Annotated in this window: 14 protein-coding genes; 8 read left to right on the forward strand and 6 right to left on the reverse strand. The window is 65.8% G+C overall.

The window, feature by feature from the left end; all coding sequences use genetic code 11:
- Positions 1 to 13: 13 nt before the first annotated feature.
- The 6 genes from glgB (at position 14) to JO391_RS06650 (ending at position 10443) form a co-directional block, all read left to right on the forward strand.
- Positions 14 to 2194, forward strand: a complete 2181-nt coding sequence (gene glgB, locus JO391_RS06625; protein ID WP_220663557.1) for a 1,4-alpha-glucan branching protein GlgB — start codon at positions 14 to 16, stop codon at positions 2192 to 2194.
- 46 nt (positions 2195 to 2240) lie between these two features.
- Complete coding sequence (glgC, locus tag JO391_RS06630; RefSeq protein ID WP_220663558.1) at positions 2241 to 3512, forward strand: glucose-1-phosphate adenylyltransferase; 1272 nt, start codon at positions 2241 to 2243, stop codon at positions 3510 to 3512.
- Positions 3513 to 3629: 117 nt separating this feature from the next.
- The gene (gene glgA, locus JO391_RS06635) at positions 3630 to 5054 is read left to right on the forward strand and encodes a glycogen synthase GlgA (protein ID WP_220663559.1); all 1425 of its coding nucleotides are present in this window, start codon (positions 3630 to 3632) and stop codon (positions 5052 to 5054) included.
- Positions 5051 to 7192, forward strand: coding sequence for a glycogen debranching protein GlgX (gene glgX / locus JO391_RS06640; RefSeq protein ID WP_259444838.1), 2142 nt, complete (start codon positions 5051 to 5053; stop codon positions 7190 to 7192). Before glgA ends, glgX begins: the two co-directional genes overlap by 4 nt.
- Positions 7189 to 8817, forward strand: a complete 1629-nt coding sequence (locus tag JO391_RS06645; RefSeq protein ID WP_220663560.1) for an alpha-D-glucose phosphate-specific phosphoglucomutase — start codon at positions 7189 to 7191, stop codon at positions 8815 to 8817. Before glgX ends, JO391_RS06645 begins: the two co-directional genes overlap by 4 nt.
- A gap of 96 nt (positions 8818 to 8913) precedes the next feature.
- Complete coding sequence (locus JO391_RS06650) at positions 8914 to 10443, forward strand: trimethylamine methyltransferase family protein (RefSeq protein WP_220663562.1); 1530 nt, start codon at positions 8914 to 8916, stop codon at positions 10441 to 10443.
- Positions 10444 to 10563: 120 nt separating this feature from the next.
- Here the strand turns inward: JO391_RS06650 and JO391_RS06655 are convergent, their stop codons facing one another.
- Positions 10564 to 11163 carry an NADPH-dependent FMN reductase gene (locus JO391_RS06655; RefSeq protein WP_220663564.1) on the reverse strand — a complete coding sequence of 200 codons (600 nt, stop codon included), beginning with the start codon at positions 11161 to 11163 and terminating at the stop codon, positions 10564 to 10566.
- A 55-nt stretch (positions 11164 to 11218) separates the two neighbouring features.
- Between JO391_RS06655 and JO391_RS06660 the strand changes: the two genes are divergently transcribed.
- Positions 11219 to 11620, forward strand: a complete 402-nt coding sequence (locus JO391_RS06660; RefSeq protein WP_220663566.1) for a winged helix-turn-helix transcriptional regulator — start codon at positions 11219 to 11221, stop codon at positions 11618 to 11620.
- 114 nt (positions 11621 to 11734) lie between these two features.
- Here the strand turns inward: JO391_RS06660 and JO391_RS06665 are convergent, their stop codons facing one another.
- From JO391_RS06665 to JO391_RS06685, 5 genes are all read right to left on the reverse strand, one after another.
- Positions 11735 to 12523, reverse strand: a complete 789-nt coding sequence (locus tag JO391_RS06665) for an FAD binding domain-containing protein (RefSeq protein ID WP_220663568.1) — start codon at positions 12521 to 12523, stop codon at positions 11735 to 11737.
- Positions 12524 to 12533: 10 nt separating this feature from the next.
- Positions 12534 to 14912, reverse strand: coding sequence for a xanthine dehydrogenase family protein molybdopterin-binding subunit (locus JO391_RS06670; RefSeq protein WP_220663570.1), 2379 nt, complete (start codon positions 14910 to 14912; stop codon positions 12534 to 12536).
- A gap of 12 nt (positions 14913 to 14924) precedes the next feature.
- A complete protein-coding gene (locus JO391_RS06675; RefSeq protein ID WP_220663572.1) occupies positions 14925 to 15410 on the reverse strand; it encodes a (2Fe-2S)-binding protein in 486 nt (161 codons plus the stop codon).
- A 41-nt stretch (positions 15411 to 15451) separates the two neighbouring features.
- The gene (locus JO391_RS06680) at positions 15452 to 15979 is read right to left on the reverse strand and encodes an SRPBCC family protein (protein WP_220663573.1); all 528 of its coding nucleotides are present in this window, start codon (positions 15977 to 15979) and stop codon (positions 15452 to 15454) included.
- Between the two features lie 84 nt (positions 15980 to 16063).
- Complete coding sequence (locus JO391_RS06685; protein ID WP_259444839.1) at positions 16064 to 16771, reverse strand: response regulator transcription factor; 708 nt, start codon at positions 16769 to 16771, stop codon at positions 16064 to 16066.
- Between the two features lie 138 nt (positions 16772 to 16909).
- Here JO391_RS06685 and JO391_RS06690 point away from each other — a divergent pair, with 138 nt between their 5' ends.
- Positions 16910 to 17368, forward strand: a complete 459-nt coding sequence (locus tag JO391_RS06690; RefSeq protein WP_220663574.1) for a lytic transglycosylase domain-containing protein — start codon at positions 16910 to 16912, stop codon at positions 17366 to 17368.
- The last annotated feature ends 2 nt before the right edge of the window (positions 17369 to 17370 follow it).

Below are 17370 nucleotides of genomic sequence, written 5' to 3' on the forward strand. Positions count from 1 at the left end.
CGGGGAGGGTGCGATGACCGACGCGCTGATCGACCGGGAGGCCGCCAAGGCCGTGGCCGAGGCACGCCATGGCGATCCTTTCGCCGTGCTGGGGCCGCACCGCCGTGGCGGAGCCTGGACTGTGACGGCCTTCGTGCCAGGGGCGGAGCGGGTCGAGGTTCTGACCGGCAAGACGAGCAAACCCGTCCCAATGTCCGAGGTTGAGGGAGCGCCAGGCGTGTTCGTCGGTGCGCTGCCGCGCAAGGCCGATTACCGCCTGCGGGCCGAAGGCTTTGGGACGGTCTGGGAATGGGAGGATCCGTTCCGCTTCGGTCCCGTTCTGGGCGAAATGGACGAATACCTTCTGGGCGAAGGCACCCACAAGCGCCTTTGGCAGGTGCTTGGCGCTCACCTGATCACCCACGAGGGTGTCGAGGGTGTGCATTTCGCCGTCTGGGCGCCCAATGCCGAGCGTGTTTCGGTGGTGGGCGACTTCAACATCTGGGATGGCCGGCGCCACCCGATGCGCAGGCGCGGCCCGACAGGGGTGTGGGAGATCTTCGTCCCCGGCCTGGGCGAAGGTCAGACCTACAAATACGAAATCCGCGGTCCAGGAGGCCAGCTTCTGCCGCTGAAGGCCGATCCCGTGGGCTTCGGATCGGAACATCCGCCGGCCAACGCCAGCATGGTCCGACCGATCTCTTGGGCAGATTGGCGCGATGGCGAATGGATGACTCGCAGGGGACTGGCGCAAAATGTCGATGCGCCGATCTCGGTCTATGAGGTTCATCTGGGCAGCTGGAAGCGCGCACCGGGTGACAGGATGCTGAGCTACCTGGAACTGGCCGAACAACTGGTCGACTATGTCGCCGAGATGGGCTTTACCCACATCGAATGCCTGCCGGTGTCGGAATATCCCTTCGACGGATCCTGGGGCTATCAGCCGGTTGGCATGTTCGCGCCCACCGTGCGTCACGGCACCCCGCGCGAGTTCAAGGCCCTGGTCGACGCCGCCCATGCCAAGGGCATCGGCATCCTGCTGGACTGGGTGCCCGGTCACTTCCCTACCGACCCGCATGGCTTGGGCCGCTTCGACGGCACCGCGCTTTACGAACACCAGGACCCACGGGAAGGATTCCATCAGGACTGGAACACGCTGATCTACAACTACGGTCGGACCGAGGTGCAGAACTACCTGGTGTCCAATGCGCTGTACTGGCTTGAGGAGTACCACATCGACGGGCTGCGGGTGGATGCCGTGGCCTCGATGCTGTACCGCGACTATTCGCGCCGCGCCGGCGAATGGATTCCCAACAAGGACGGCGGGCGGGAAAACTACGAAGCGATCGAGGTTCTGCAGAAGGCCAATGTCATCGCCTATGGTGAATGTCCCGGCATCATGACCGTGGCCGAGGAATCGACCGCATTCCCGGGCGTGTCTCGCCCAGTGAACCATGGCGGGCTTGGCTTCGGGTTCAAGTGGAACATGGGCTGGATGAACGACACCCTGTCCTACATGCACCGCGACCCCGTCTACCGGCAGTACCACCACCACCAGATGACTTTCGGCATCCATTACGCCTGGTCCGAGAACTTCATCCTGCCGATCAGCCATGACGAGGTGGTCCACGGCAAGGGCTCAATGCTTGGCAAGATGCCGGGCGGTGACTGGGAACGGTTCGCCAACCTGCGCGCCTACTACGGCTTCATGTGGGCGCATCCTGGCAAGAAGCTTCTGTTCATGGGGCAGGAGTTTGCGCAGGCCCGCGAATGGAACCACAACCAGAGCCTCGACTGGCACCTGCTTGAAAACGAAGACCATCGCGGGATGCAGGTTCTGGTGCGCGACCTGAACCGGCTGTACCGCGATACACCGGCCCTCCATGTGAACGACTGCCGCCCCGAGGGTTTCCTCTGGCTGGAACCCAACGATGCCGAGGCAAGCGTCTTCGCCTGGGTGCGAAAGGGTCGGGCCGGGGATCCGATGGTGGTGGCCGTGGTGAACATGACCCCGGTGGAACGGCGCTATCGCCTGGGCTTCCCTGCGGCCGGGCCCTGGGAAGAGGTTCTGAACACGGACGCCGCGCATTACGGCGGCGACAACCGCGGGAACCTGGGGGCCATCATGGCCGATATGGGCCCCTGGCACGGCCAGGAGCAATCTGCGCTTGTCACCTTGCCCCCCCTGTCGGCAATCTGGTTTCGCCAGGCCTGAGCAAGAACACTTTGGCGGCCGGAACCGCCGCATTCGGGAGGAACGGATGGAAATCAGACCGAACACGCGCTTGTCCAGCCAGGCCATGGCCTTCGTGCTGGCGGGCGGCAGGGGAAGCCGGCTGAAGGAATTGACCAACACCCGGGCTAAGCCCGCGGTCTATTTCGGCGGCAAGACCCGGATCATCGACTTCGCGCTGTCCAACGCGCTGAACTCAGGTATCCGCCGCATGGCCATCGCCACGCAGTACAAGGCGCACAGCCTGATCCGCCACGTCCAGCGCGGCTGGAACTTCTTCCGGGCCGAGCGGAACGAATACCTCGACGTGCTTCCGGCCAGCCAGCGCATGGACGAGGTCAACTGGTATCGCGGCACCGCCGATGCAGTGGCGCAGAACATCGACATCATCGACAGCTATGGCATCAACTACGTCGTCGTTCTGGCGGGCGACCACATCTACAAGATGGACTACGAAATCATGCTGCGCCAGCACGTCGAAAGCGGCGCGGACGTGACGATCGGCTGCCTCACCGTTCCCGTGAAGGAAGCCACCGCCTTTGGCGTCATGGGCGTGGACGAGACGGGCCGCATCACCGCCTTCCTGGAAAAACCGAAGAACCCGCCGCACATCCCGGGCGACCCGGCCCATGCCCTGGCTTCGATGGGCATCTATGTCTTCGATTGGGCCTTCCTTCGCGACCTGCTTCTGCGCGACATGGTTGACCCGAATTCCAGCCACGATTTCGGCAATGACCTGATCCCCGAGATCGTCAAGAACGGCAAGGCCATGGCGCACCGCTTCGCCGACAGCTGCGTGCGCAGTGGGCTTGAGACCGAGCCATACTGGCGTGACGTGGGAACCATTGATGCTTTCTGGCAAGCGAACATCGACCTGACCGATTTCATTCCCAAACTGGATCTCTTCGACAACTCCTGGCCGATCTGGACCTATTCCGAGATCGTCCCGCCGGCGAAGTTCATCCATGACGAGGATGAGCGCCGCGGCATGGCGGTGTCTTCTCTGGTCTCGGGCGGCTGCATCGTCTCGGGCTCCGAAGTGCGCAACTCACTCCTGTTCACCGGCTGCCGGACGCACAGTTATTCGGCACTGGAGTATGTCGTGGCTCTGCCTTACGTCGACGTGGCCCGCCGGGCGCGGCTCAAGAACTGCGTCATTGACCGCGGCGTGGCGATCCCCGAGGGTCTCGTCGTGGGCGAGGAACCGGACGAAGACGCCAAGTGGTTCCGCCGGACCGACTCTGGCATCGTGCTGATCACGCAGGACATGCTTGACGCGCGCGCCAAGGCGTTGTCCTGAAAGGGAAGCGAAGTCGAAGACGGTCGGGGGTGAACCGCCCCCGTCCATCGGTCCGAAACTCCGGTGGCCGAACTCGCGGGTTGATTGGGGAAAGAACATGATGCGGGTGGGCCGGTGATGGCGGGACGGGTGCTTTCGGTGGCGTCGGAATGTGTGCCGCTGGTCAAGACCGGTGGCCTTGCCGATGTGGTGGGCGCACTTACGGGCGCACTGAAGCGTGTTGGCTGGGACATGCGCGTGCTGATCCCGGCCTATCGGCCGATCCGCGCGCTTGCCGCCGACTGGCCAGAGGTCTGGTATGAAAGCGGCCTCTGGGGAGGCGAGGGGCGCGTGCGCATGGGGCAGGTCGACGGCGTGACCATGCTGCTTCTGGATGCGCCGCATCTCTTCGACCGCGACGGCGGGCCCTACAGCGGGCCGGGCGGCGACTGGTGGGACAATGCGCAGCGCTTTGCCGCGCTCTCCTGGGTTGCCGTGCGTATCGCCCGCGCCGGGCTAGACGGTTGGAAGCCCGACATCCTTCATGCGCATGACTGGCAGGCGGGCTTCGCGCCGGCATACCTCGCCTATGGTGGCAAGGGCGATGTCCGGTCGGTCATCACCATCCACAACATCGCCTTCCAGGGTTGGGCGGCCGCGCACCAGTTGGCCGACCTGCGCCTTCCTGCTGACCAGTTCCATCCCGACGGGCTGGAATACTACGGGGCGCTCTCCAGCCTGAAGGCCGGGCTTGTGACTGCAGACCGGATCACCACGGTTTCGCCCACCTATGCGCAGGAACTCATGCGGCCGGAATTCGGCATGGGCCTGCAGGGCGTCATTGCCTCGCGCGCCGCCGATGTTCAGGGCATCCTGAACGGGGTGGACACCGACATCTGGGATCCGTCAGGTGAGGCAGACCCGTACAGCACCAACGACATGGCCGGAAAGGCCCGCGCTCGGGCCGCGCTTTGTGCCGAATTCGGCTTGGATGTGCCGGGTCCGCTGGCCATCGTCGTCAGCCGACTGACCGACCAGAAGGGAATAGACCTTCTGTCTCAGGCCATCCCCGACTTCGTTCGGGCAGGCGGCGGGCTTCTTGTCCTGGGCTCAGGCGATCCGGGGCTCGAGGCCGCGATGCGCGGGCTGCAAAGCCATTTCACCGGGCGGGTGGCCGTGCGCATCGGCTATGACGAGGGCCTCTCGCACCGCATGTTCGCCGGCGGCGATGCCGTGCTGGTGCCTTCGCGGTTCGAGCCCTGCGGCCTGACCCAGATGTACGGCCTGCGCTACGGAACGATCCCCGTCGTGTCGCTTGTGGGAGGACTCGCCGATACCGTGATCCATGCTTCGCCTGCGGCACTGGCGCGCGGCGTGGCCACCGGCATCCAGTTCCACCCGACCGATGTCCTGTCCCTCGGCCAGGCCCTTCGCCAGTTGGTCACACTTCATGCCGATCCGATGGCCTGGGAGCAGTTGACCCGCAATGCGATGGCGCAGCCGGTGGGCTGGGAAGCCTCGGCCGCCGCCTATGCCGCGATGTACGAGGATCTCGCTCCGTGATCGCAAAGACCCAGGCGCCGCAACGCAGCGGCGGCCACTCGCTCTCAGCCGGGCGTCCCTGGCCGCTCGGCGCAAGCTTCGATGGCCAGGGCGTCAACTTCGCTGTCTTTTCCGCCAATGCCGAGCGCATCGAGCTCTGCCTGTTCAGCCCCGATGGCCGAAAGGAAATGAGCCGGATCGACCTGACTGAACGGGACGGCGACATTTGGCACGTCTATGTCTCGGGTCTCACCCCCGGCACGCTCTATGGCTATCGCGCCCACGGCCGCTATGCGCCAGAGATCGGTTTCCGTTTCAATCCCAACAAGTTGCTGATTGATCCTTATGCCCGCCAACTGGAAGGCCGGCTGAAATGGTCCGATGCGCTGATGGGCTACAAGGTCGGAAGTCCCAGGGGAGACCTGTCCTACGACCCGCGCGACAGTTCTTTCGCCGTGCCGAAATCGGTGGTGGTGGATCCCTCGTTCAACTGGGCTGGCGACACGCCCCCGCAGATCCGCGCCTCGGATACCGTCATCGCGGAAACCCATGTCAGGGGTATGACCGCCCAACATCCGCGCGTGGAAAAGAGCCTGCGCGGCACGTTCCTGGGGCTCGCCTCCGACGCGGTGATCGAGCATTTCGTCAAGATCGGCGTGACCGCGGTCGAGCTTCTGCCAGTGCAGGCCTTCGTGGACGACCGGTTCCTCATCGCCCGAGGACTGCGCAACTACTGGGGCTACCAGACCATCGGCTTCTTCGCCCCCGAACCCCGCTACCTGTCACGCGGCGCGCTTTGGGAGTTCCAGTCGATGGTGCGCCGGTTCCATTCGGCCGGGATCGAGGTCATTCTGGACGTGGTCTACAACCACACGGGCGAGGGCGACGAATGGGGGCCGACCCTCAGCTTCCGCGGCCTCGACAACACCAGCTACTACCGCCTTGCCCCGGGCGGGCGGTACTACATCAACGACACCGGCACCGGCAACACGCTGAACCTGACGCATCCCATGGTGCTGCGCATGGTGATGGACTCGCTGCGCTACTGGGTCGAGGTTTGCCATGTGGACGGCTTCCGCTTTGACCTGGCAACCGCGCTTGGGCGCGAAAGCGGCGGCTTCGATCCCTATGGCGGCTTCTTCGATGCCATCCGTCAGGATCCGGTCCTGGCCCGCGTGAAGCTGATCGCCGAGCCCTGGGATGTCGGTCCGGGGGGCTATCAGTTGGGCAACTTCCCTTCGCCCTTCATGGAATGGAACGACAGTTTCCGGGATGGCATACGCCGCTATTGGCGCGGCGACCCCGGCTTTACCGCCGACCTCGCCAAGCGCATCCTCGGATCGGCCGAGCATTTCGACCGTGCGGGCAGGCCCGCCACGACTTCGGTGAACTTCATCACCGCGCATGACGGCTTCACGCTGCAGGATCTGGTCAGCTACACCGTCAAGCGCAATCTCGCCAACGGCGAGGACAACCGCGATGGTCATTCCGAAAACCACTCCGACAACTTCGGCGTGGAAGGCCCGACCGACGACCCCCGCATCCGCGCCGCCCGCGACCTGCGCAAGCGCAACCTGCTGGCCACGCTGTTCCTCAGCCAGGGCATCCCCATGCTTCTGGCCGGGGACGAGATCGGCAACAGCCAGGGCGGCAACAACAACGCCTATGCGCAGGACAACGAAACCGGCTGGCTCGATTGGCAGCACGCCGATCCGCGGCTGACGGCCTTTGTCGGGCGCCTTGCCGACCTGCGCCGCGCCTTGCCGATCCTGCGCCAGCGCCGTTTCCTGCACGCGCGTTCCCGCGCGGCGGACAACCTGCCCGATGTGATCTGGCGCCGCGCCGATGGCCAGCAGCCGCGCCCCGAGGATTGGCATGATCCCGCCTTCCGCTGCCTGGGCGTCGAGTTGCGCCTGGCCGCTGAGGGGCCGGACGATGGCGATGCGGTCTTCGTGGTGTTCAACGCTGGTTCCGATGCTGCGCTGACCCTGCCAGATACCGTGCGGGGCTGGCGGCTGGTGCTTGACACCACGCGCCCCGAGGCGGCCGATGCGCTCTGGCCGGCCCGCGGCGCGGTGCCCGCGCAATCCGTGCTGGTCTTCGTGCCGGCCGACCGGCCAGTTCCGGGCACGAACGAGACAAAGGGAGGACAGCCATGACGATCCAGACCGTCGCCACCACACCGATCGAAGGGCAGAAGCCCGGCACCTCGGGCCTGCGCAAGAAGACCCCGGTCTTCATGGGCAAGCACTATCTGGAGAACTTCGTCCAGGCGATCTTCGATACCGTGGGCGCCAAGGGCAAGACCTTCGTCCTGGGCGGCGACGGGCGCTACTTCAACGACCGTGCGGCGCAGGTCATCCTGCGCATGGCTGCCGCCAACGGCGCCGCGCGTGTAATCGTGGGGCAGGGGGCGCTTCTGTCCACCCCCGCCGCCAGCCACCTGATCCGGCTGAACAAGACCGATGGCGGCATCATCATGTCGGCGAGCCACAACCCCGGCGGACCGAACGAGGATTTCGGCGTCAAGTTCAACATGCCGAACGGCGGCCCCGCCCCCGAGGCCGTGACCGAGGCGATGTTCGCCCGCACAAAGACCCTCACCGAATATCGCATCGTTGAATCGCAGGACGTGGACATCTCTTCCCCCGGCCGCCGCACTTTGGCGGGCATGGTGGTGGATGTGGTGGATCCCGTCACCGACTATGCCACCCTGATGGAATCGCTGTTCGACTTCGCCGCGATCCGCGCCATGTTCGCGGGCGGCTTCCGGATGAGCATGGATTCCATGTGCGCCATCACCGGCCCCTATGCGGTGGAAATCCTTGAAAACCGGCTCGGTGCGCCCAAGGGCACCGTGGTTCACGCCACGCCCCTGCCGGATTTCGGCGGAATGCACCCCGACCCCAACCCCACCTGGGCGCATGAATTGATGGCCGAGATGATGGGTCCCGACGCGCCCGACTTCGGCGCCGCCTCCGATGGCGACGGCGACCGGAACATGATCGTCGGACGAGGAACCTATGTCTCGCCTTCGGATTCTCTGGCCGTTCTGTCCGCAAACGCTCATCTCGCCCCCGGCTATGCCAAGGGCCTTGCCGGTGTCGCGCGGTCCATGCCCACCTCGGCCGCCGCCGACCGCGTGGCCGATGCGCTCGGGATTGCCAAGTTCGAGACGCCGACCGGCTGGAAGTTCTTCGGCAACCTCTTGGACGCTGGCCGCGCGACCCTGTGCGGAGAGGAAAGCTTCGGCACCGGCTCCGACCATGTGCGCGAGAAGGATGGTCTCTGGGCCATCCTCTTGTGGCTGAACATCCTCGCCGTGCGCAAGGAGTCCGTCGCGGCGATCCTGGCAGGGCATTGGGCGAAGTATGGCCGCAACTACTACAGCCGCCACGACTTCGAGGCGATCCCCACCGACAAGGCCGATGCCATGGTGGCCGCGCTGCGCAGCAAGCTCGCCAGCCTGCCGGGGCAGGTGGTCGAAGGCATGGCTATCGCGGCCGCCGACGACTTCGCCTATACCGATCCGGTCGATGGCTCGGTCAGCCAGAAGCAGGGCATCCGCATCCTCTTCGCGGACGGCTCACGCATCGTGATGCGTCTGTCCGGCACCGGGACCGAGGGCGCGACGCTACGGGTTTATCTGGAACGCTATGCGCCGGGGCCGGACGGCCTGAACCTCGACGCGCAAAAGGCACTGGCACCAGTCATCCGCGCAGCCCATGCGATTGCCGACATCGCGGGGTATACCGGGCGCACCGCGCCAGACGTGGTGACCTGATCCCCGCCAGCGACCTTTATCCCCGACGCCACGTCGCCTTCGGACGATTATCGAAGGCGACGCTCGCGTTTCATCGTGGAAAACGGGGAGACAGGGATGAGCGAGTCACGGCGGGCAGGGCGGCAAGCACGGACGGCCGAGCGGTCAAGGCGCGGCAGCGGGGTCGGTCGGCCCTACATCCTTCGGAACATCCCGACCTATGACGTTCTGTCCGAGGAGAACCTCGCCCGCATCGAGACGGCCGCCGACCGCATCCTGGCTGAGACCGGTATCGAGTTCCGCGACGACCCCGTGGCGCTGGACCATTGGCGGCGGGCCGGCGCGCGGGTCGACGGCCTTCGCGTGCGGTTCGAGCCGGGGATGCTGCGCGAGGTCCTGGCCTCGGCGCCACCCGTCTTCACCCAGCACGCCCGCAACCCGGCCAATTCGGTCCAGGTCGGCGGCAGGTCGGTGGTCTTTGCCCCGGCGTATGGCAGCCCCTTCGTGATGGACCTCGACCGCGGCCGCCGCTTCGGCACCATCGAGGATTTCCGGAATTTCATCCGCCTCGCCCAGTCCAGCCCGAACCTGCACCATTCCGGCGGCACGATCTGCGAGCCGACCGATGTGCCGGTCAACAAGCGGCACCTCGACATGGTGCTGGCCCATATCGAACTGTCGGATCGGCCCTTCATGGGCTCGGTCACCGCCGAGGAGCGGAGCGAGGACAGCATCGAGATGGCCCGCATCCTGTTCGGGGCCGGGTTCGTGGACCAGAACTGCGTGATCCTGGGCAACGTGAACGTGAACTCGCCGCTGGTCTGGGACGGGACGATGACGCGCAGCCTGCGCGCCTATGCGCGGGCCAATCAGGCGGCGGTGATCGTGCCCTTCATCCTGGGCGGCGCGATGGGGCCGGTGACGAGCGCGGGCGCCATTGCCCAGGCCCATGCCGAGACCATGGCGGGCTGCGCTCTGACCCAGCTGGAACGGAAGGGGGCGCCTGTGATCTATGGCAACTTCCTGTCCTCCATGTCGCTCAGGTCCGGGGCGCCGACCTTTGGCACGCCGGAGCCGGCAATCGGGTCGATGGTGGTGGGGCAGCTCGCGCGGCGGGCGAACCTGCCGCTGCGCTGTTCGGGGAACTTCACGACCTCGAAGCTGCCCGATGCCCAGGCGATGACCGAGGGGACGATGTCGATGCTGGCCGCGATCCATTGCGGGGCCAATTTCATCCTGCATTCGGCAGGCTTCCTGGATGGGCTGCTGTCCATGTCCTATGAAAAGTTCATGCTGGACGCCGACCTGTGCGGGGCGCTGCATTCCTATCTGGATGGGGTGAAGGTGGATGACGACCAGCTGGCGGTCGATGCCTTTGCCGAGGTGGGGCCGGGGAACCATTTCTTCGGCGCCTCCCATACCATGGCCCATTACGAGACGGCGTTCTGGGACTCGTCCCTGGCCGACAACGAGCCGTTCGAGAAATGGGAGGCGGCGGGGTCGGTGGATGCGGCGAGCCGGGCAAACCGGGCCTGGAAGAAGGCCCTGGCCGAGTATGAGGCCCCGGCGCTGGACGAGGGGGTGCGCGAGGAGCTGCGGGATTTCGTGGCCCGGCGGAAGGCGGCCGAGGACGACCGCTGGTATTGAGCGTCCGAGCTCGGACGCTCTATCGGGCCTAGCAATATCAATGGCTTGGTCGGGCGCGTTAACTTGGACTTAACACTTCGCCGCGGCAAGGCCCCGGCCTGCGCCGGGGCATGAGGTCGTTCAGGCGGCCTTGGCCTGCACGTCTCTCTTTGCGGCCATGGTGGCCTTGGCCCACCACACCAGATCGTCCAGCGTGGCCTTGGCCGATGGCAGGAGGTTGGCCTCGATCTCTTCGATGGGGGCGTTCTGGCCCATCGGGTGCACTTTCATGATGTCGGCGCCGCCGATGTGGACGGCGTTTCGGGTTGGCACCATGTGCATTTCCACCGCGATGGCGCGCAGGTGGTTCAGCGCCACCGAGCCGCCCATCGAGCCATATGCGATGGCCGCCATGGGTTTGCGCATCCATTCCTGATAGGCTTGGTCAAGCGCGTTCTTCAGCGCGCCTGTGATGGACCTGTTGTATTCGGCGACGACGAAGATGTAGCCGTCGAATTCGGCCAGCTTCTTCTGCCAGCGCACGGCCTCGGGGTTCTGGCTGGGCATCCAGGCGTTGGACGCCATCTCGTCGAAGAAGGGCAGGTTGTAGTCGCGCAGGTCGACAAGTTCGACCGTCATGTCATCGCGGGCCTGGGCCTGCTTCAGCATCCACTGGGCAGGCTTGTCGGCAAAGCGGGTCGGGCGGGTGGAGCCGACGATGAGGGCGATCCGGGGTTTCATGGCTTTGGTTTCCTCTGGTAGCATGGTTACGATTCGTTACCGCAAAAGGTAATTCATGAACGCCACCGTGCAAGAAGGCACCTTTCCGTCACCAGGTCACCACGACGAAACTGCCTGCCAGCGCATCAGCCAGGTGCTGGCGCGGATTTCCGACAAGTGGACGCTTCTGGTGATCCGCACACTTGGGCCAGGCCCCATGCGATTCAACGCACTGAAGCGGGCGATCGGCGACATCAGCCAGAAGATGCTGGCCTCGACCCTGCGCGATCTGGAGGAGAACGGCTTTGTCAGCCGCACCGTGACGCCGGTGACGCCGCCGCAGGTGGAATATGCGCTGACCGACCTGGGGCGGGATTTCCTGGTACCGGTGATGGCGCTGGCGGAATGGACCATTGCCAATTCGGCGCGCATCGACGCGGCGCGGTCGGCCTATCTTGGCAAGCTGGCGGCCGAGTAGGACGGCGCGGCAGGATTCGCACCCGGCGAGGTCTTCCGGCGCCGGCCCCGCCAGGGCAAATCAGCCAATGAAAAGAGGCGCCTTGCGGCGCCTCTTGATGTCTTGCGCGATGTGTCAGCCCGCTGCCGCGACAGCGCGCTTCGTCAGCACCTTCACCAGGTTGGCGCGATAGGCGGGCGTGCCGTGCAGATCGTGGATCATGTCCGCCGCATCGACGCTCAGCCCGTCGAGGGCCGCGGGCGAGAAGTTGCGCGACAGCGCCGCTTCGGCCTCGGACCAACGGAAGACACCGCCATTGGACGCGCCGGTGACGGCGACGCGCACGCCATCGGCGTATTTCGCCACGAAAACCCCGGTCAGGGCAAAGCGGCTGGCGGGCTGGTTGAACTTCACATAGGCGGCCTTCTGCGGGATTGGGAAGCGAACCTCGGTCACGATCTCGCCTTCGTCCAGCGCGGTGGAGAAGAGGCCGGTGAAGTAATCATCCGCCGCGATGCGCCGCCGGTTGGTGATGACCGTGGCGCCCGAACCCAGCACGGCTGCGGGGTAGCAGGCGGAGGGGTCGTTGTTGGCAATGGACCCGCCAATGGTGCCGCGATTGCGCACTGCCGGGTCGCCGATGCCACCGGCAAGCGCGGCCAGTGCCGGATAGTGCTTTGCCGCCTCGGCTGCCACCACGGCATGGGGCGTGGCCGCCCCGACCGACAGGCCGCCGTCGCCCAGGCAGACGCCCTTCATCTCGGCGATGCCCGTCAGGCTGACCAGAACGGCAGGCTGCGCGAGGCGCTGCTTCAGTGTGGGTGTCAGGGTCTGCCCGCCCGAGATCGCCTGTGCGCCCTCGGCGGCAAGCGCCGCCGTGGCTTCGGCGATGGTGGAGGGTTTCACGAAGTCGAAGTTGTACATCCTATCCCCCTCAGCCGTTGATCGCCGACCAGACCCGCGACGGCGAGACCGGCATGTCGATATGCGTCACATGGGTGAGGCCGCCGCGATGCAGCGCGTCGATCACCGCGTTGACCACCGCCGGCGGCGAGCCGATGGCCCCCGCCTCGCCGCAGCCCTTCACCCCAAGCGGGTTATGGGTGCAGGGTGTGTTGCAGGAATGGTCCACGGTGTAGAACGGCACGTCATCGGCCCGCGGCATGGCGTAGTCCATGTAGCTGGCGGTCAGAAGCTGGCCGTCCTCGTTGTAGACCGTGTTTTCCAGCAACGCCTGGCCGATGCCCTGGCCCACGCCGCCATGCACCTGACCTTCCACCACCATCGGGTTCATCACGTTGCCGAAATCGTCGGCGCAAGTGAAGGACGCGATGTCCACCTTGCCGGTCTCGGGATCGACCTCGACCTCGCAGAGGTAGGCCCCGGCGGGGTAGGTGAAGTTGGCCGGGTCGTAGAAGGCGGTTTCCTCCAGCCCCGGTTCCAGCGTTTCCAGCGGGTAGTTGTGGGGCACATAGGCCGAGAAGGCGATCTCGCCGAAGGTCTTGGCCTTGTCGGTGCCGGCCACGCTGAACTTGCCATCCTCGAAGGTGATGTCGCCCTCGCTGGCCTCCAGCATGTGGGCGGCGATCTTCTTGCCCTTGGCGATGATCTTGTCCACCGCCTTGGCCATTGCCGTGCCGCAGACCGCAAGGCTGCGCGAGCCGTAGGAGCCCATGCCGAAGGGGATCTTCGAGGTGTCGCCGTGCACGATCTCGACCGAGGATTCGGGGATGCCCAGCTTGTCGGCCACGATCTGCGCGAAGACCGTCTCGTGGCTTTGGCCATGGCTGTGCGCCCCGGTCATCACCGAGATGTTGCCGGTGGCGTTCACCCGCACTGTCGCCGCATCATAGAGGCCGACGCGCGAGCCCAGGATGCCCACAAGGCGCGAGGGCGCGATGCCGCAAGCCTCGATCCAGGTGGAAAGCCCCATGCCGCGCAGCTTGCCCTTGGCGGCCGATGCCGCGCGGCGTTTCTCGAAGCCCGCCACATCGGCCAGGTCGATCAGCTTGTCGAGCGTGGCCTGGTAGTTGCCGGTGTCGTAGATCAGCCCGACAGGGGTGGTGTAGGGGAACATGTCGGTGGTGACGAAGTTCTTGCGCCGCACCTCGAACGGGTCGAGCCCAAGCTCGCGGCACATCTTGTCGATCACCCGTTCCAGCGAATAGGTGGCCTCCGGCCGGCCCGCGCCGCGATAGGCATCGACCGGCGCGGTGTTGGTGAAGACGGTTTTCACGTTCACATAGACGTTTGGCACCTTGTAGGGGCCGGCCATCAGCGTGCCGTGCAGGAAGGTGGGCGTGGCCGTCGAGAAGTTCGACAGGTAGGCGCCCACATTGGCGAGCGTCTCGGTGCGGAAGGCGATGAAGGTGCCGTCCTTTTCGCAGGCAAGCTCGATCTTCGTCACATGGTCGCGGCCATGGGCATCGGTGAGGAAGCTTTCCGACCGCTCGGCCGTCCAGCGCACGGGGCGGGCGAGTTTCTTCGCCGCGGCCAGCACCAGGGCCTCTTCGCCGTAGTGGTATATCTTCGACCCGAAGCCGCCGCCCACGTCGGGGGCGACGACGGTCAGCTTGTTTTCCGGAATGCCCATGACGAAGGCCGCCACCAGAAGGCGCGTGAGGTGCGGGTTCTGGCTGGTGGTCGTCAGCTTGTAGTCGCCGGTGCCGGGGAAGTACTCGCCGATGGATGCGCGCGGCTCCATCGCGTTCGGCACAAGGCGGTTGTTCACCAGGTGCAGCGTGGTGACATGGGGGGCGTTGCGGATGGCTTCGTCCACCTTGGCGCGGTTGTCCTCGATCCAGCCCCAATCGAAGCAGAGGTTGTCGGGGATCTCGTCATGCACGCGGTTCGTGGCATCGGCCACGGCCTTCGCCATGTCGACGATGGCGGGCAGTTCCTCGATGTCGCTGTCGGCGGCGAGCTGTTCGGCGGCGTCCTTGGCCTGGGCATAGGTCTCGGCCACCACGGCGGCATAGGCGTCGCCGACGTGGCGGACCTTGCCATGGGCCAGCACCGGGCGCTTGGGTTCGCGCATGGGCGTGCCGTCGCGGCTGTTGATCAGCCAGCCGGCGGGGTTGCCGCCGACATCCTTGAAATCCTCGCCGGTGAAGACCGCCAGCACGCCGGGCATGGCCGCGGCAGCGGTGGTGTCGATCGACCTGATGCGGCCATGCGCGACGTTCGAGCGGACGAAGACCGCATAGGCCTGGCCCTGCAGCGCCGAATCGTCGGTGTAGTGGCCTAGTCCGCTAAGAAAGCGGATGTCTTCGCGGCGCTTGGAAGAGGCGCCAATCCCGTGATCCTTAGGCATGTCCCCCCCCCCTTATTCCGCGGCCACGGCAGGCACGTCCTGGCCGGACGCGGCCAGCACGGCCCTGACGATGTTGTGGTAGCCGGTGCAACGGCAGATGTTGCCTTCCAGGTAGTGGCGCACCTCGGCCTCGGTGGGCCTGGGATTCTCGGCCAGCAGGGCGGCTGAGGACATCACCATGCCCGGCGTGCAGAAGCCGCATTGCAGGCCGTGATGATCCTGGAACGCCTGCTGGATCACCGACAGCGAGCCGTCGGGATTGTTCATGCCCTCGATCGTCTTCACCGAGGCGCCGTCCAGATCCAGTGCGAAGACCGCGCAGGACTTGACCGCCTTGCCGTCGACATGCACCACGCAGGCGCCGCACTGGCTGGTGTCGCAGCCGACATGGGTGCCGGTCAGGCCCAGGCCCTCACGCAGGAAGGCCGAGAGCAGCGTGCGCCCCTCGACCTCGCCCGAGACGGCCTTGCCGTTCACGGTCATCGTGACCTTCGTCATTCTCTTCCTCCCTTGGAACGTCCTGGGTCGTCTTGAGCGGTTCAGCTGCCGATCAGCCGCTTGAACCATCCCTTCTTCTGGGCCGGGGCTTCGCCCTCTGCGCCCTCTTCCGCCGCCGGTTCCTCGGAGGGTCCCTCGACCGCATCCTGGAACCGGGTGAAGAACTCGTCCGCCAGTTTCTTGGCAAAGCCGTCGATGATGCGGCTGCCAAGCTGGGCCAGCTTGCCGCCGACATGGGCATCGACCTCGTAGGTCAGGCGGGTGCCATCCTCGATGGGCGCGAAGGCGACCTTGGCGCCCCCCTTGGCAAAGCCGGCCGGCCCGCCCTTGCCCTCGCCCGAGATGGTCAGCGACTGGCCTTCGACGATATCCGAGATTTTCACCACGCCCGTGAAGGTGGCTTTCACCGGGCCCACCTTCTGCGTCACCACGGCCTCGTATCCCTCGGCCACGCTGCCGGTCAGGCTTTCACAGCCGGGGATGCAGGCCTTCAGCACCTCTGGGTCCAGAATGGCGGCCCAGACGGTTGCGCCCGGCGCCTTGATGTCGCGCGTGTCGCTCAGCTGCATGGTCATCTCCCTTGGCCGCACTCTAGGCCGGGGGATGGCGCCCGCATATGGAACCAAAGTCGTAGGGCAGCCGCCGACAGCCGATCAGTCGCCCTCGGGCATGAGGCTCGCGAAGCTGGCCTCGCGCGCCATCAGCACGGCCTGGGTGCGGCTTTGCACCCCCAACTTGCGCATGATCGCGGTGACATGGGCCTTCACCGTGGTTTCGGCGATCGACAGGTCATAGGCGATCTGCTTGTTCAGAAGCCCCTCGCAGATCAGTTCCAGGATGCGCGCCTGCTGGCGTGTCAGAAGTGACAGCCGCGCCACTGCCTCTTCCTGCCGGCTGGCCGGGGCAAGCGGATCGGTCGGAAAGGCAAAGCCATCGGGCAGGGCCACCTCTCCCCGCCGCAGCGCATCGAAGGCCGCGCGAAAAGCGTCGCGCCCGGAATGCTTGGGAATGAAGCCCGCCGCGCCCGCCTTCAGCGCCGCGCCGATCACCCGGTTGTCGGCCAGGGACGACACGACCACCACCGGCACCGCTCCCGCGACTGCCTTCAGGCGGATCAGACCGTCCAGCCCGGTCACATCGGGCAGGTTCAGGTCCAGCACCACGACATCCGGGGCCGGTGTCAGATCCAGCCTTGCGATGGCAGGCTCCAGCCGACCGGCGGTTTCAACCCGCGCCACCCCGGCAACGGCGCGAAGCGTCAGCGCCAACGCATCGCAGAACAGCGGGTGATCGTCCACGATGAGCGCCAGGTCCAGCTTGCGCAGCCCTTCGGTCACGCCCGGCATGTCGGTTGCGGCCATCCGTCTTCCCCCATGATGGCCCAAGTCTAGCAAAGCCCCGCCGAAGCGCCACCACGCCAAAGGTCGAAGATGCAGGGGGGCTTTCCGCCTGAATGCCGGATCGCTATCACGTCAGCGAGATCGTGACCCGGAGCCCGCATGACCCTGTCCCGCCGCAGCGCGCTGAGCCTGATGACCCTGACTCTGGTGGCCGCCTGCGGTGGCCGGCGTAACCGGCGCGACGAGCCGGAACCCACTGCCGGCTCTGCCGAAGTGCATCGCATGGTGAACCACTGGGCCGATCACTACGACATTCCGCGCAGCCTGATGCACCGGGTGGTGAAGAAGGAAAGCAACTACAACCCGGCCGCGCGCAACGGGCCGTATTACGGCCTGATGCAGATCAGCGCCCAGACCGCCGCCGGCATGGGCTATCGCGGCAAGCCCTCGGGCCTTCTGGATCCCGAGACCAACCTGAAATACGCGGGAAAGTACCTGCGCGGCGCCTGGCTCGTGTCGAACGGCAGCGAAGACCGGGCGATGATGTGGTACCAGCGCGGTTACTATTACGAGGCCAAGCGCAAGGGCCTGCTGGAAGAGACCGGATTGCGCGGCTGATC

This window comes from Neotabrizicola shimadae, assembly GCF_019623905.1.
GTDB lineage: Bacteria > Pseudomonadota > Alphaproteobacteria > Rhodobacterales > Rhodobacteraceae > Neotabrizicola > Neotabrizicola shimadae.

Excerpts from the sequence above, each read along its gene's own strand:
- glgB (WP_220663557.1), top strand. The coding sequence starts at position 14 with ATGACCGACGCGCTGATCGACCGGGAGGCCGCCAAGGCCGTGGCCGAG.
- glgC (WP_220663558.1), top strand. The coding sequence starts at position 2,241 with ATGGAAATCAGACCGAACACGCGCTTGTCCAGCCAGGCCATGGCCTTC.
- glgA (WP_220663559.1), top strand. The coding sequence starts at position 3,630 with ATGGCGGGACGGGTGCTTTCGGTGGCGTCGGAATGTGTGCCGCTGGTC.
- JO391_RS06645 (WP_220663560.1), top strand. The coding sequence starts at position 7,189 with ATGACGATCCAGACCGTCGCCACCACACCGATCGAAGGGCAGAAGCCC.
- JO391_RS06650 (WP_220663562.1), top strand. The coding sequence starts at position 8,914 with ATGAGCGAGTCACGGCGGGCAGGGCGGCAAGCACGGACGGCCGAGCGG.
- JO391_RS06655 (WP_220663564.1), bottom strand. The coding sequence starts at position 11,163 with ATGAAACCCCGGATCGCCCTCATCGTCGGCTCCACCCGCCCGACCCGC.
- JO391_RS06660 (WP_220663566.1), top strand. The coding sequence starts at position 11,219 with ATGAACGCCACCGTGCAAGAAGGCACCTTTCCGTCACCAGGTCACCAC.
- JO391_RS06665 (WP_220663568.1), bottom strand. The coding sequence starts at position 12,523 with ATGTACAACTTCGACTTCGTGAAACCCTCCACCATCGCCGAAGCCACG.
- JO391_RS06670 (WP_220663570.1), bottom strand. The coding sequence starts at position 14,912 with ATGCCTAAGGATCACGGGATTGGCGCCTCTTCCAAGCGCCGCGAAGAC.
- JO391_RS06675 (WP_220663572.1), bottom strand. The coding sequence starts at position 15,410 with ATGACGAAGGTCACGATGACCGTGAACGGCAAGGCCGTCTCGGGCGAG.
- JO391_RS06680 (WP_220663573.1), bottom strand. The coding sequence starts at position 15,979 with ATGCAGCTGAGCGACACGCGCGACATCAAGGCGCCGGGCGCAACCGTC.
- JO391_RS06685 (WP_259444839.1), bottom strand. The coding sequence starts at position 16,771 with ATGGCCGCAACCGACATGCCGGGCGTGACCGAAGGGCTGCGCAAGCTG.
- JO391_RS06690 (WP_220663574.1), top strand. The coding sequence starts at position 16,910 with ATGACCCTGTCCCGCCGCAGCGCGCTGAGCCTGATGACCCTGACTCTG.